The organism is Lachnoanaerobaculum sp. MSX33 (assembly GCF_000512995.1).
Taxonomy (GTDB): Bacteria; Bacillota; Clostridia; order Lachnospirales; family Lachnospiraceae; genus Lachnoanaerobaculum.
The window spans coordinates 22,504-35,503 of record NZ_AZXX01000054.1 but is presented as its reverse complement, the minus strand read 5'-3'; the positions used below and the strand labels follow the sequence as shown (position 1 = coordinate 35,503).

Here is a 13,000-nt window from a genome sequence, read left to right as displayed (position 1 = left end):
AGAAGAGTATGATAGAAGTATTAAAAAAGTTTTTTGATTTTTGCGGAAATGTAAATAAAAAGAAATTTTATATATCTATAGTGCTGGGAGTAATGATGGCTTTCCTTGAGGCTTTGCGTATACCTGCAACCTATGTGGTTATAAAGGCGATAGTAAAGGGAAGTATAAATACAAATACCGGCTATATAAGTTTGGGAATTTTACTTATAAGTATAGTTTTTACCATAATAGTAAAAGCAAAAACCACAATGTTGCAGACAGAGGCGGGATATGGTACATGTGCAAATAAGCGTATAGAGATTGCGGAGCATATGAGATATATTCCTATGGGATATTTTAATGAAAACAGTCTGGGATATATTACCTCGGTTACGACAAATACTATGGAGGCTTTGGCTGATGTTGCGACCAAGGTAGTTATGATGACCACTCAGGGACTTCTTACAACTTTACTTATAATCTGCATGATGTTTACCTTTGATTATCGTCTTGCTCTTATAGCTGTTACCGGTTTACTTATATTTTTGGCTACAAACAGATATCTGCAGTACAGAGCTCTCAGTGTATCTGAAAGTAAGGACAATGCGGACAGAACTATGGTTTCCTCAGTGCTGGAGTATGTGCAGGGTATGTCTGAGATAAAATCATATTCACTGTATGGAGGAGAAAATAAAAAATTGACAGAGGCTATAGAAAATGCTTCAAATGTAAACTTTCAAATGGAAAAAAGACTGCTTCCGTTTATGGCATTGCAGACAATTATTACAAAGGCCACAGGTGTATGTCTGGTGGCGGTTTCCATATATTTTTATATAAATAACAGTATGAGTCTTGAAGACTGTATTATGATGCTTATATGTGCCTTTATGATGTATTCGGCACTTGACAGTGCAGGAAGTTTCTCGGCTCTTATAAGAAGTGTAAATATAGCTATAGAAAAGGCTAATTCCATCTTAAAAATAGATCCTATGGATATAAACGGAGATGATATAGTTCCTGAAAACTATAATATAGATTTGGAAGATGTTGATTTTTCATACGATAAAAGAAAGATTATAAATAATATATCTTTGCATATAGAGGAGGGAACCACAACTGCGATAGTAGGACCCAGCGGAAGCGGAAAGACCACATTATGCAGGCTTATGGCAAGATTTTGGGATGTCAACAGCGGAAGTATAAAGCTTGGAGGCAAGGATGTGCGTGATTACAGTATGGACTCTCTGATGAAAAACTTCAGCTTTGTTTTTCAAAGTGTTTATCTGTTTGAGGACACTGTTGCAAATAATATAAGGTTTGGAAATCCGGATGCAAGTATGGATGAGGTAATAAAAGTGGCAAAGAAGGCATGCTGCCATGATTTTATAATGAAACTTGACAAGGGTTATGATACTGTGATAGGAGAGGGAGGAGCCTCTCTTTCAGGTGGAGAAAAGCAAAGGATTTCAATAGCCAGAGCTATGATGAAATCGGCGCCTATTATAATACTTGATGAAGCCACCGCAAATGTGGACCCGGAGAATGAGAAGGAACTTGTGCAGGCTATAGAGGAACTTACCAGAAAAAAGACGGTAATAATGATAGCCCACAGATTAAAGACCGTTAGAAATGCGGATAAGATAGTGGTTATAGATGAGGGCAAAATAGTACAGGAAGGAAAGCATGAAGAGCTGATAAAGCAGGAAGGAATTTACAAAACATTTATAAATGCCAGAGAATTGGCGGTAAGCTGGAAGATAGCATAGGGTATGGAAGCTTTCTGTTTACATAATCCCCAAACTTTAATATAATGTCGTTGATATTCGTTTGGATATTTAGAAAATAATGAAAGTGGGTGAGCAAATGGTAGAATTAGACGGTTTTAAAACCACACTACAATCCTACGAAAAAATATTGCTGGAAGTGAGGGATTCACTTTGACTTAGACAGTAAGGAAAAAAAGATAATTGAGCTTGATCGTGCTATGGAAGAGCCTACATTTTGGGATGATCCGAAGGAGAGTACCAAGATAGTAAGAGAGGCAAAACAGCTCAAAGATACTGTCGAAAAATATAATAAGTTAAAGTCCGAATACGAAGATATCGGAGTCCTTATAGAGATGGGCTATGAGGAAAATGATGAGAGCCTTACACCTGAGATAGAAGGTATGCTTGAAGCGTTTACAAAAGAAATAGATGAACTTAAGATAGCTACACTTCTTACAGGTGAATATGACTCTTCAAATGCCATCATGAAACTTAATGCAGGTGCAGGCGGAACCGAGTCCTGTGACTGGTGTTCAATGCTTTACAGAATGTATACAAGGTGGGCCGCCGGGGAAGGCTACAGTGTAGAAGTTCTTGATATGCTTGAAGGTGATGAGGCAGGTATAAAGTCTGTCACATTACAGATAAACGGTTTAAATGCCTACGGTTATCTTAGAAGTGAGCATGGTGTGCACAGACTTGTGCGTATCTCGCCTTTTAATGCGGCAGGAAAGCGTCAGACATCATTTGTGTCCTGTGATATCATGCCTGATATTGAAGAAGACCTTGACGTGGATATCAACCCGGATGATCTGAGAATAGATACTTATCGTTCATCAGGTGCCGGCGGTCAGCATATCAACAAGACTTCTTCAGCCATAAGAATCACACATATCCCTACAGGCGTGGTGGTACAATGTCAGAATGAAAGAAGCCAGTTCCAAAACAAGGACAAGGCTATGCAGATGCTTAAGGCAAAGCTCTTTATGTTAAAGCAGCAGGCAAATGTCGAGAAGCTTTCGGATATCAGAGGTGATGTAAAGGACATAGGCTGGGGAAATCAGATTCGTTCCTATGTAATGCAGCCATATACAATGGTAAAGGATCACAGAACCGGAGCGGAAAGCGGAAATGTAAGTGCCGTGATGGACGGAGATATTGATAAGTTTATTATTGCATATCTTACATGGCAGAGCCTCGGTTGCCCTGCAAGAAATGCGGGAGATGAATAAGTCAGGAATAAAGAAACCGACTGTGAAAAAATGTTTTCACGGTCGGTTTTTAATATTACATTTTTAGAGATTCGCTCAATAAAAACATACTGTTGAGATAATGCTTATATTCAGGCCCTTTTTTATTAAAATCATCTTCGTTTATTCCTCTATAAACATAAATTGCAGTTTCAAAAAAGGATGAATTGGACATAAAGTAATCTTTATCCGGTATATAAATCAATATAATCTTAGGAGAATCTCCGATTTTTACAAATCTCTCATAAAAATCCTTATAAAAGCGGGAAGTCGACAAATTTTGTGGAAGTTGCCAAATATCATTAGTAGGAATATTCAGATTGTTTTCGCGGGTATTATAATTAATCAATGATATGGCTGACTCCGCAGTCATCCTGTCAAGTTCACTATATAATACTTTAGTCAGACCATAATCTTTGGAAAGCAGTAAAATCATATCATCAAGTGATTTCTTCGGCACAATAATATCATTTTTATAAAAATTATAGACTGACGGTAAAAAACTGATATCTGTAGTAGATATATCTTCGATAGTCCGATAATTACAAATGTATTGATTCATAAAGTTCTCCTTACTTTTAATCAAAATCACCCCTTTGTAGCTTTTTAATATTGTATCTAATTTAATTCCGGGATATTTCAAGATACTTATATCATATTCTTCTCTCATTTTCATCACCTAAATTCCTTAATATGTTATTCTTTTTATCTTGTTCAGAATTTTGGATATATCGACTTATTATTGGGTTTATTTTACTTTTTCATAAAGATATAATCACTATATAAGTTTTACGTAACGGAGGAATATTTATGAAAAAGCAAGTAATTGCAATATCTTTGGCAGCTATGACTGCTTTTAGTCTTATGGCTTGTTCAGGTCAAAAGAGCGAGGGAACGGCAAGTTCCGATGCTAAGGTTGAAAGCAAGGATACAAAGGACGGGGATCTTAAAGAAACAGGAAAGCTTGTTATATACAGTCCTTTGACCGAGTCTATGATCGACGAGATGATTACAAAGTTTGAAGAGGAAACTGGAATAGAGGCGGAGTGCCTTGCAATGGGAACCGGAGATGCTCTTAAAAGAATCGAGACAGAGGCTGATAACCCGCAGGCGGATGTACTGTGGTCCGGAACAATAGGTACAGTAAAGAATAAGAGTGAGTATTTTGCGGATTATAAATGTGCAAATGAAGATGCATTCTATGATGAGTACAAGAATAAAGAGGGCAATCTTACAAGATTTGATACAATACCTTCTGTAATCATGGTAAACACAGATTTGATAGGAGATATAAAGGTTGAAGGCTATGAGGATTTATTAAATCCTGAGCTTAAGGGAAAGATAGCTTTTGCAGAACCGTCAGCGTCATCTTCATCATTTGAGCACCTTGTTAATATGTTGTACGCTATGGGTAACGGTGATCCTGATAAGGGTTGGGACTATGTAGAAAAGCTTGTAGACCAGCTGGACGGAAAGCTTCTTGGAGGTTCATCAGCAGTTTATAAGGGAGTAGCGGACGGTGAGTATACGGTAGGACTTACATTTGAGCAGGGTGCTGCACAGTATGTAGGAGCAGGTTCGCCTGTAAAAGTGGTATACATGAATGAAGGTGTTATCTTTAGAGGAGACGGTGCATATATAATAAAGAACTGTGCCAATGAGAGAAGTGCTCAGATCTTCCTTGACTGGTTGACAAGTAAAGAGACACAGGAATTTATGAATAATACACAGTATCGTAGAAGTATCAGAAAAGACGTTGAAGCAGGTGATGCCATGAAGCCTATGAGTGAAATCAAGGTTATCACTGACGATGAGACCAATACAGCTGAGCATAAGTCCGAATGGTTGGATAAGTTCAAAGAAATATTTACAAAATAAATTATGGAAAAGCTGCTGCATAATACAGAACAATACAAGTAAAAGCTAAAGAGACTTAGATATAGCTTGTAAGAGTTGTGTTGGCGGCAGCTCTTTCTTTAACCGGAAAGAATAACTATATATCAGGAGAAAAAGATGAGCGTTAGTATAAATGTAAAAGATGTTGTAAAAAAATATGGTGATATAACAATAATACCGGATCTGTCCACCACTATAAAAAACGGAGAGTTTTTCACACTGCTTGGACCTTCAGGCTGCGGAAAGACAACATTACTTAGAATGATAGCGGGATTTAACTCAATAGAGGGCGGTACAATAGCATTTGACGATAAAGTTATAAATGATACGCCGGCACAAAACAGAAATATAGGAATGGTTTTTCAAAGTTATGCGATCTTCCCGCATCTTACAGTAAGACAGAATGTAGAGTACGGACTTAAGATAAGAAAAGTACCTAAGGCAGAGATGAAACAAAGAGTGGATGAGATACTCAAGATAGTAAAGATAGAAGAGTATCAGGACAGGCTGCCTGAGAGGTTGTCAGGCGGACAGCAACAAAGAGTTGCACTTGCAAGAGCGATTGTTATACATCCTCAGGTGCTCTTAATGGATGAGCCGCTCTCAAATCTTGATGCAAAGCTTAGAATAGAAATGAGAAGTGCCATAAGAGATGTACAAAAGCAGATAGGAATAACTACAGTATATGTAACTCATGATCAGGAAGAGGCGCTTGCGATATCGGACAGAATAGCTGTAATGAAAGACGGTATTATCAGACAGATAGGCAGTCCGCAGGATATCTATGCCAGACCTTATGATGCATTTGTTTCAACATTTATCGGACATTCAAATCTTTTCCACGGAACTCTAAAGAGTGCAGATGGAGGCTACAAAGTAGTATTTAATGACGGATACAGTATATTTATGGACAATATATCAAGTGAAGCCAAGGATGGAGAAGAAGTAGTAATATCTGTAAGACCTGAGGAGTTTTCTATTTCTGAAACCGGAATTGATTGTAAGATTCTAAGCAGAGTTTTCCTTGGAAAATATACCAACTATTTCCTTGAGTTTGCACCCGGTATGGTACTTGATAATCAGCCAAGTATTGAATACTCTCAAGACCTCGGTCAGGCGGACAGAATATTTGATGAGGGAGAAAGTATAAAACTGCTTCCGAACAAGAAGAAAATCAATATATTTACAAAGGATATGGAAAAGAGTCTTATAAAGGATGTGGTAAAGTATGCTGAATAAGAAGATTAAATTAGATTTCTGGAATATAGTTACGTTATTAATAATTATAGTTTTTGCGATTTTCCTTATTTATCCTTTACTAAGCCTTTTTTTAGACGGTTTTAAAGACAGTAAAAGCGGTGTATGGTCTTTGATGAACTACATTCAGTTCTTTTCAAAGAAATATTATACAAGTGCACTTATAAATTCCTTTAAGCTTACAATCAGTGTAACTGTAATAGCTGTTTTGATAGGAGTTCCTTTAGCATATTTTATGTCTTTTTATAAGATAAAGGGAAAGGGAATCTTAGAGGTATTGTTTATTATATCAATGATGAGTCCTAACTTTATCGGTGCTTATTCATGGATACTTTTGCTTGGAAGAAACGGAAGTGTTACAAAGTTTTTGGAAAAAGCACTTGGCATAAATATGCCTTCAATATACGGATTTGCAGGAATGTTACTTGTATTCTCTCTTAAGCTCTATCCTTTTATCTATATCTATGTATCGGGGGCATTAAAAAAGATAGACGTTGCCCTTTCAGAGGCGGCAGAGAGTTTAGGTTGTGGTGGACTTAAAAAGGTATTTACGGTTATTATGCCTCTTATAACCCCGACACTTGTTGCGGCGGCACTTTTGGTATTTATGAACTGTATGGCGGATTTCGGAACACCGGCACTTATAGGTGAGGGATACAGAGTTATGCCTACTCTTGTCTATTCGGAGTTCGTAGGTGAGTCGGGAGGGTCTGCAAACTTTGCGGCCTGTATGGCTACTATAATGATAATTATAACCGCCTTGGTATTCTTCTTACAAAAGTGGTATATAAATACAAAATCATTTACAATGAGTTCGATAAGACCTATACAGCCGAAGGAACCGAAGGGAATCTTTAAAGTACTTATTTATGTGTACATATATCTGCTTGCAGGTCTTTCTATAATTCCGCAGGCTATGGTGGTATATACATCATTTAAGGCGACAAAGATGCAGGTGTTTGTGGACGGATTTTCATTGGGAAGCTATAAAAAGGTTGCCGATAAAGCATTGGCAGCAGTTACAAACACATATGTATTCTGTTTCTTTGCAATTGTAATAATTATAACTTTGGGAATGTTGATAGCATATCTTACAGTCAGAAGAAGAAGTGTACTTACTTCAGCTATAGACAGTATTGCAATGTTCCCTTATATTGTACCCGGATCGGTTCTCGGTATAACTCTTTTGATTGCATTTAATCATAAGCCTTTGATGCTTGCAGGTACGGCGTTTATAATAATTATATCATTGGTAATAAGAAGGTTGGCATATACATTGAGGTCAAGCTCTGCTATACTTTATCAGATAAGCCCAAGTATGGAAGAGGCTGCTGTAAGTTTGGGAGATACTCCTGCTAAATCATTTATAAAGGTTACTGCAAAGATGATGCTTCCGGGAGTGGCATCCGGTGCTATTTTGAGCTGGATTACAATAATAAATGAGTTGAGTTCTTCAGTTATGTTATATACTTCAAAGACTAAGACAATGTCTGTAGCTATTTACAATGAAGTAATAAGAGCAAGCTACGGCCCGGCGGCGGCACTTGCAAGTATATTGACATTGACAACAGTAATATCACTTCTGGTATTCTTCAAGGTATCCGGAAGCAAGGATGTTACAATGTAATAAAAATATAATATAGGATATAAAGGGTGTAAGCTATGAATAAAAAGATAAGTTTTAAAGAAGAGTTAAAAAGGAGTCTTATAGTTCATGCGCTTACACCCTGTTTTATTTTATGCATAATATGTACACTTGGATTTATTTCAATTGCATTTGTAAATATATATAGGAATAATAATACATATTCACTAAACTCAAAAGAAAAGCTTGAGGTTGTTTTAAACAGCTACATTGAAAATACAAATCATGTTGCAAATGAGATTGATATAGAACTTTTTAAAAACAACAACCAATACAAAGTTGAGATAATAGAAGGTGTATATAACTTCATAAATCAAAAGGATATAAAGGCACAATTTTATATTTTTGATAAAAAGTTTGATATGTTATTCAGCACGGAAAGAAGTGATAATAAAAAGGACCTCATAAAATATCAGATAGACGGAAGCAAATCAAACTTTTGGGGAGAGAGCCCCGGTATAATATATATTTATGGTGGTAACGGAACAGAAAATCCTCCAATATCTTCATATCTTATAGTAAAGCCTATTGTGAGAGATAATGAATTTGCAGGGCTTTGTACATATGAGTTGGAGCTTAAAAATCTTGACGCTGTTTTTAACAATACAAACAGTACGGTTTTGCTTGTAAATAAATTTCATAGAGTGCTATTTAGTAATTCAAAGCGTTTTGTGGATGACAGGAATAAGATTATTAAAAATTTCAGAGACAGAAGAGGGCTGATCTTTAATGACGGAGAACTGATCTATATTTCAAGGAATAAGGTTGATTATGCAGATACGTGGATATATGTGATTACAGATTGCAGCACTTATCTTAATATAAGCGTAATAATGCTGCTGTTGATAATTGCCATAGCAATTATAATGGCGGCGGCAATTTCATCAAGTGCAGGTAAATTCTCGGCAAAAAAGACTGCAATAATATATCAACTTATAGATGCTCTAAAGCAGGTAGAGGATGGAAAACTTGATATAAATTTGAATATTGAATCTGATGACGAGTTTAAATCCATAGGTCATTCTTTTAATATGATGCTTGGGAGTATAAGGCATCTTATAGAAAGACATGATAAAATGGCTCTGGAAAATAATATGGCGATAGTTCAAATGATGGAATCGCAGTTCAATCCGCATTTTTTATTCAATACACTTGAGTCTATAAGATATCTGGTGAAATTTAATCCGAAGGTTGCAGATAAGACGGTAGTAAACTTGTCAAAGCTTTTAAGATACAGCATACAAAATACGGTAGATACAGTCAGATTCAAGGAAGAGTTTGATTTTGCCAAAAGATATATAGAGATAATGAAGGTGAGATTCGGTGAAAGGCTTGAGTTTAATGACAATATTTCTGAGGATGTCAAAGAGGTAAGTGTACCGAAGATGGTGATTCAGCCCATTGTGGAAAATGCCGTTAAATATGGATTCGGTGAAGATGTGGAAGTTTTAAAGGTTGGTATATCTGCTTATATCAAATCCGGAAAAGTGTATGTAACAGTAAGGGATGACGGAGTAGGTATAGAAAAAGATTTATTAAAAGAATTGGTGGTTAATTTAAAGGAGAAATACAATCTTTCGGACCATATAGGACTTTACAATGTACACAAGAGAATAGAACTTCTCTACGGTAGTGAATACGGGCTTGAGATCAAAAGTGAAACGGGTAAAGGTACGGAAGTTGTTTTGGTGTTGCCGGAAATTTTTAAATAGGGAGAGTGAGATATGCATAAGATCATTATAGTTGAAGATGAGGAGATTATAAGAAACGGTCTTGCTATTTCCTTTGATTGGATGGATTACGGATGTAATATAGTGGGGCTTGCAAAGGACGGCAATGAAGGGCTTGATATGATACTTGAGCTTAATCCTGATATAGTTATCAGTGATATTAAGATGCCGAAGATGACCGGAATAGAAATGATACAAAATGCCAAAAAGCAAGGCAAGGATTTTTTCAGTATAATTCTTACCAGCTATGCGGAATTCGGTTATGCCAAAAGTGCAATAGAATTCGGTGCGTCAGGATATTTATTAAAGCCTGTAGACGAGGACGAGCTTGTAGAATTGTTAAAATCAATAACCGATAAAATAAATAAAAAGAACAGGCAAAAAAAGATAGAGGAAAGTGTAAAGGATAAGATAATAGAAAAGGAAGACGACTGGAAAATATTTTTAAAAGCGGGAGAAAGCTCAGATGCTATTATAAGCTCGGTTTATAATATTATACAAAGTAAATATACAGAAAGGCTGAGTATAAATGATGTGGCGGACGAGCTTAAGGTAAGTAACAGTTATATCAGTAGGAAGTTAAAGACAAAGCTTAATACAAGTTTTGTTGACCTTTTGAGTCAATACAGAATAAAAAAGGCGATATCTTATCTTGAAAAAACCGATCTTATGATATACGAAATATCATGCAAAGTAGGATTCAGTGATTACAAGTATTTTTGTACCGTATTTAAAAAATACACCTCTTTAAGTCCTTCGGAGTATCAAAAAAACAAAGCAAAAAGATAATGATTTATCGCTTGCAATAAAAATCGAACTATGATATTATTAAGTACTGTGACACATAATCCTTGCTTTTGATATCGATATCAAAGGCCAGAGACCAAGAGGAGGTAAGAAATGACAAGTACATATGAATTAGCATTAGTGCTTAATGGTAAGCTTGAAGATGATGCAAGAGCGGAAGCTCTGGAGAAAGTTCAAAACTACATCACAAGATTTGGTGGAAGCATTGTAAATGTCGATGATTGGGGTAAGAAGAGATTTGCCTATGACATCAACAAACAAAAAGAAGGATTCTACTATTTCATTAAGTTCCAGTCAGAGGATAACAATTGTCCTAACGAGTTAGAGGCAAATGTTCGTATCATGGAATCAGTTGTGAGATACCTAGTCGTTAAGCAGTAAGCTTAATATAAAGGAGAGATTGTATGAACAGAGCCATATTAATGGGCAGACTAACAAGAGACCCGGAAGTAAGATATTCAAGTGGTGAGAGATCTATGGCAATTGCAAGATATACACTTGCGGTAGACAGAGGTTTCAAACGTGGAGACCCATCTGAGCAGAACGCAGACTTTATACCATGTGTTGCATTTGATAAAGCCGGCGAATTTGCAGAGAGATATTTTAGACAGGGAATGAGAGTATTGGTTTCAGGTCGTATTCAGACAGGAAGTTATACCAACAAAGAAGGTCAAAAAGTTTATACAACTGAGGTCATTATAGATACTCAGGAATTTGCAGACAGTAAGGGAGCAAGCGATGGCTCAAGCAGCTATCAGGCTTCTACAAGACCGTCACCGGCATCAGCGAGTACAGACGGATTTATGAATATTCCGGACGGAGTTGATGACGAGGGTCTACCATTTAACTAGGTTAAAATTAAGAAAGGGGACTTTATCATGGCATTTAACAAGGCTGACAGAGCAGAAGGCTCTAGAAGAAGACCTGCTAACGGATTACGCAGGAGAAAGAAAGTTTGTGCATTCTGTAGTGATAAGGAAAAGGCTATTGATTATAAAGATGTGGCAACTCTTAGAAAATATATTTCAGAGAGAGGAAAAATCCTTCCAAGAAGAATTTCAGGAAGCTGTGCTAAGCATCAGAGAGAAATCACAGTAGCTATCAAGAAGGCTAGACATATAGCTCTTCTTCCTTACGTTGTAGAATAAAATTTACAAAAAATATAACAAAACCCGTTTTTGTCTAAGACAGAGACGGGTTTTTTGCGTTAGTTAAGGTAAATGTAATGAAAAATACAACCTTGTAGTGTATAATATATGATACAAAAGAGTGTATGGAATTAAATAAACTTTAACGAGCATAAACTATATGGAGTAGAATATGAAAAAGAAAATACTTTTACCGGTTTTGGCTTTAGGTTTACTTTTGGTAACGCCTTTAAGTGCATATGCCGAAGGCTGGGTAAAATCCGGTTCAGACTGGACTTACCTGGACAAAAATAATAATAAAATAACAAATGAGTGGAGAAAAGGTGCAGATGACAAATGGCGTTATTTAAATGATGCAGGCGTTATGGCAACTGACAGCTGGGTGGACGATGACAAATACTATGTTGACAATCAGGGGCTTATAGTGGAAGGCTGGAGAAAACTAAAGGACAGAGGTGAGGATTACTGGGCTTATTTTCAGGCCGGAGGTAAGGCGGTCAAAGGCAATTGGAAGAGCATAAACAATCAATATTATTACTTTGATGAAGACGGAAAGATGCTTACCGGGTGGATACTTGATGACAACTACTATATAAAAAGTGACGGAACCATGGTGACCGGCTGGTATAAACTTATGCCGCCAAATGATGAGGGAGAAAGAGGAACAGGGCCGAATTCATCCTCGAATGAAAAGTGGTTCTACTTTACAAATACAGGAAAGAAGTTTAAACCCGTACTGACAAACGGATCAAAATTCGGTGAGAAGAAGATAGACGGTGTAAGATATGCTTTCAATGAGAACGGAGAGCTTGTTACAGGCTGGGTACAGACTTCCGGAGGTTCAAATCCTACCATCAAAAATTTCAAGTATATGAATGAGGACGGAACTCTAAGAACAGGCTGGTATTCCATAGAACCGCCTGAGGAGCTCCTAGGAGAGTACAATCATACTGTTGAATGGTTCTACTTTTCATCTACAGGGGAGCCTGTTGCATCAAAGAATGAAAAATTGTATGCAAGTGATTTGCAAAAAATAAAGGGAAATCAGTATCTGTTTAATAAAAACGGCACACCTGTATACGGTATTCAAAAGGTTTACCAGGGGAATACATATTCGGCATACTATTTCGGAAATGAGTCACAATGCTATCTTATGAAAGGTAAGCAAACGATAAAGGACGGAACCGGCAAGTCGGAGGAGTATTTTTTCCAGACTTCAACAGGTAAGGGGCTGACAGGCACAAAGGACCACAAGCTTTACTACAAGGGAAGACTTGTAAAAGCAAATGATTCCTTAAAGTATCAGGTTTTTGCAGTGCCGAATGAGAGCGGAAGCGGTACTACAAACTATGTGGTGAACTCATCAGGTAAGATAGTATCAAACGGAAAAGTAAAAGATGCAGACAAGGTGGAGTATAAGACCAATTCGGTAGGAGTACTTGTGGCAATAGACGGTGATACAAATATAAAGGGAACTTTTGAAACACCGCAGGAACCTGAGTGGACTAATAATGATTAAAGT

General features: G+C 36.8%; 12 protein-coding genes. 11 read left to right on the top strand and 1 reads right to left on the bottom strand.

The genetic code is table 11. From position 1 onward, the window contains the following. Nucleotides 1-8: 8 nt before the first annotated feature. The gene (locus HMPREF1495_RS04870) at nt 9-1,745 is read left to right on the top strand and encodes an ABC transporter ATP-binding protein (RefSeq protein ID WP_007595660.1); all 1,737 of its coding nucleotides are present in this window, start codon (nt 9-11) and stop codon (nt 1,743-1,745) included. Between the two features lie 97 nt (nt 1,746-1,842). After that, a protein-coding gene (prfB, locus tag HMPREF1495_RS04865) for a peptide chain release factor 2 (protein WP_156912978.1) occupies nt 1,843-2,977 on the top strand; the annotation gives its coding sequence in 2 pieces (ribosomal slippage) (nt 1,843-1,917 and nt 1,919-2,977; 1,134 coding nt in all). A gap of 55 nt (nt 2,978-3,032) precedes the next feature. Here prfB and HMPREF1495_RS04860 read toward each other — a convergent pair. Then, entirely contained in the window at nt 3,033-3,557 is a 525-nt protein-coding gene (locus tag HMPREF1495_RS04860; RefSeq protein WP_034212570.1) for a hypothetical protein, read from the bottom strand. A gap of 248 nt (nt 3,558-3,805) precedes the next feature. Between HMPREF1495_RS04860 and HMPREF1495_RS04855 the strand changes: the two genes are divergently transcribed. The 9 genes from HMPREF1495_RS04855 (at nt 3,806) to HMPREF1495_RS04815 (ending at nt 12,997) form a co-directional block, all read left to right on the top strand. Next, nucleotides 3,806-4,873 carry an ABC transporter substrate-binding protein gene (locus HMPREF1495_RS04855; protein ID WP_034212545.1) on the top strand — a complete coding sequence of 356 codons (1,068 nt, stop codon included), beginning with the start codon at nt 3,806-3,808 and terminating at the stop codon, nt 4,871-4,873. Nucleotides 4,874-5,008: 135 nt separating this feature from the next. Continuing rightward, nucleotides 5,009-6,130, top strand: coding sequence for an ABC transporter ATP-binding protein (locus HMPREF1495_RS04850; protein ID WP_034212543.1), 1,122 nt, complete (start codon nt 5,009-5,011; stop codon nt 6,128-6,130). Next, a complete protein-coding gene (locus tag HMPREF1495_RS04845; protein WP_034212541.1) occupies nt 6,120-7,775 on the top strand; it encodes an ABC transporter permease in 1,656 nt (551 codons plus the stop codon). The genes HMPREF1495_RS04850 and HMPREF1495_RS04845 overlap by 11 nt, the downstream gene beginning before the upstream one ends. Nucleotides 7,776-7,810: 35 nt before the next feature. Further along, nucleotides 7,811-9,505, top strand: coding sequence for a sensor histidine kinase (locus HMPREF1495_RS04840; RefSeq protein WP_034212539.1), 1,695 nt, complete (start codon nt 7,811-7,813; stop codon nt 9,503-9,505). 12 nt (nt 9,506-9,517) lie between these two features. Next, nucleotides 9,518-10,312: a response regulator transcription factor gene (locus HMPREF1495_RS04835; protein ID WP_034212537.1), complete on the top strand. Its 795-nt coding sequence runs from the start codon at nt 9,518-9,520 to the stop codon at nt 10,310-10,312. Nucleotides 10,313-10,423: 111 nt separating this feature from the next. Next, nucleotides 10,424-10,711: a 30S ribosomal protein S6 gene (gene rpsF, locus HMPREF1495_RS04830; protein WP_009661951.1), complete on the top strand. Its 288-nt coding sequence runs from the start codon at nt 10,424-10,426 to the stop codon at nt 10,709-10,711. 23 nt (nt 10,712-10,734) lie between these two features. Continuing rightward, the gene (locus HMPREF1495_RS04825) at nt 10,735-11,181 is read left to right on the top strand and encodes a single-stranded DNA-binding protein (RefSeq protein WP_034212535.1); all 447 of its coding nucleotides are present in this window, start codon (nt 10,735-10,737) and stop codon (nt 11,179-11,181) included. 27 nt (nt 11,182-11,208) lie between these two features. Beyond that, nucleotides 11,209-11,478 (top strand): 30S ribosomal protein S18, encoded by a 270-nt coding sequence (rpsR, locus tag HMPREF1495_RS04820; protein WP_007595675.1) that lies wholly within the window; start codon nt 11,209-11,211, stop codon nt 11,476-11,478. Nucleotides 11,479-11,650: 172 nt separating this feature from the next. Further along, nucleotides 11,651-12,997 (top strand): N-acetylmuramoyl-L-alanine amidase family protein, encoded by a 1,347-nt coding sequence (locus tag HMPREF1495_RS04815; RefSeq protein ID WP_034212533.1) that lies wholly within the window; start codon nt 11,651-11,653, stop codon nt 12,995-12,997. Nucleotides 12,998-13,000 lie beyond the last annotated feature (3 nt).

Bases quoted from the DNA above. Each gene is read 5' to 3' on its own strand.
- HMPREF1495_RS04870 (WP_007595660.1), top strand. From the start codon at position 9: ATGATAGAAGTATTAAAAAAGTTTTTTGATTTTTGCGGAAATGTAAAT.
- HMPREF1495_RS04860 (WP_034212570.1), bottom strand. From the start codon at position 3,557: ATGAATCAATACATTTGTAATTATCGGACTATCGAAGATATATCTACT.
- HMPREF1495_RS04855 (WP_034212545.1), top strand. From the start codon at position 3,806: ATGAAAAAGCAAGTAATTGCAATATCTTTGGCAGCTATGACTGCTTTT.
- HMPREF1495_RS04850 (WP_034212543.1), top strand. From the start codon at position 5,009: ATGAGCGTTAGTATAAATGTAAAAGATGTTGTAAAAAAATATGGTGAT.
- HMPREF1495_RS04845 (WP_034212541.1), top strand. From the start codon at position 6,120: ATGCTGAATAAGAAGATTAAATTAGATTTCTGGAATATAGTTACGTTA.
- HMPREF1495_RS04840 (WP_034212539.1), top strand. From the start codon at position 7,811: ATGAATAAAAAGATAAGTTTTAAAGAAGAGTTAAAAAGGAGTCTTATA.
- HMPREF1495_RS04835 (WP_034212537.1), top strand. From the start codon at position 9,518: ATGCATAAGATCATTATAGTTGAAGATGAGGAGATTATAAGAAACGGT.
- rpsF (WP_009661951.1), top strand. From the start codon at position 10,424: ATGACAAGTACATATGAATTAGCATTAGTGCTTAATGGTAAGCTTGAA.
- HMPREF1495_RS04825 (WP_034212535.1), top strand. From the start codon at position 10,735: ATGAACAGAGCCATATTAATGGGCAGACTAACAAGAGACCCGGAAGTA.
- rpsR (WP_007595675.1), top strand. From the start codon at position 11,209: ATGGCATTTAACAAGGCTGACAGAGCAGAAGGCTCTAGAAGAAGACCT.
- HMPREF1495_RS04815 (WP_034212533.1), top strand. From the start codon at position 11,651: ATGAAAAAGAAAATACTTTTACCGGTTTTGGCTTTAGGTTTACTTTTG.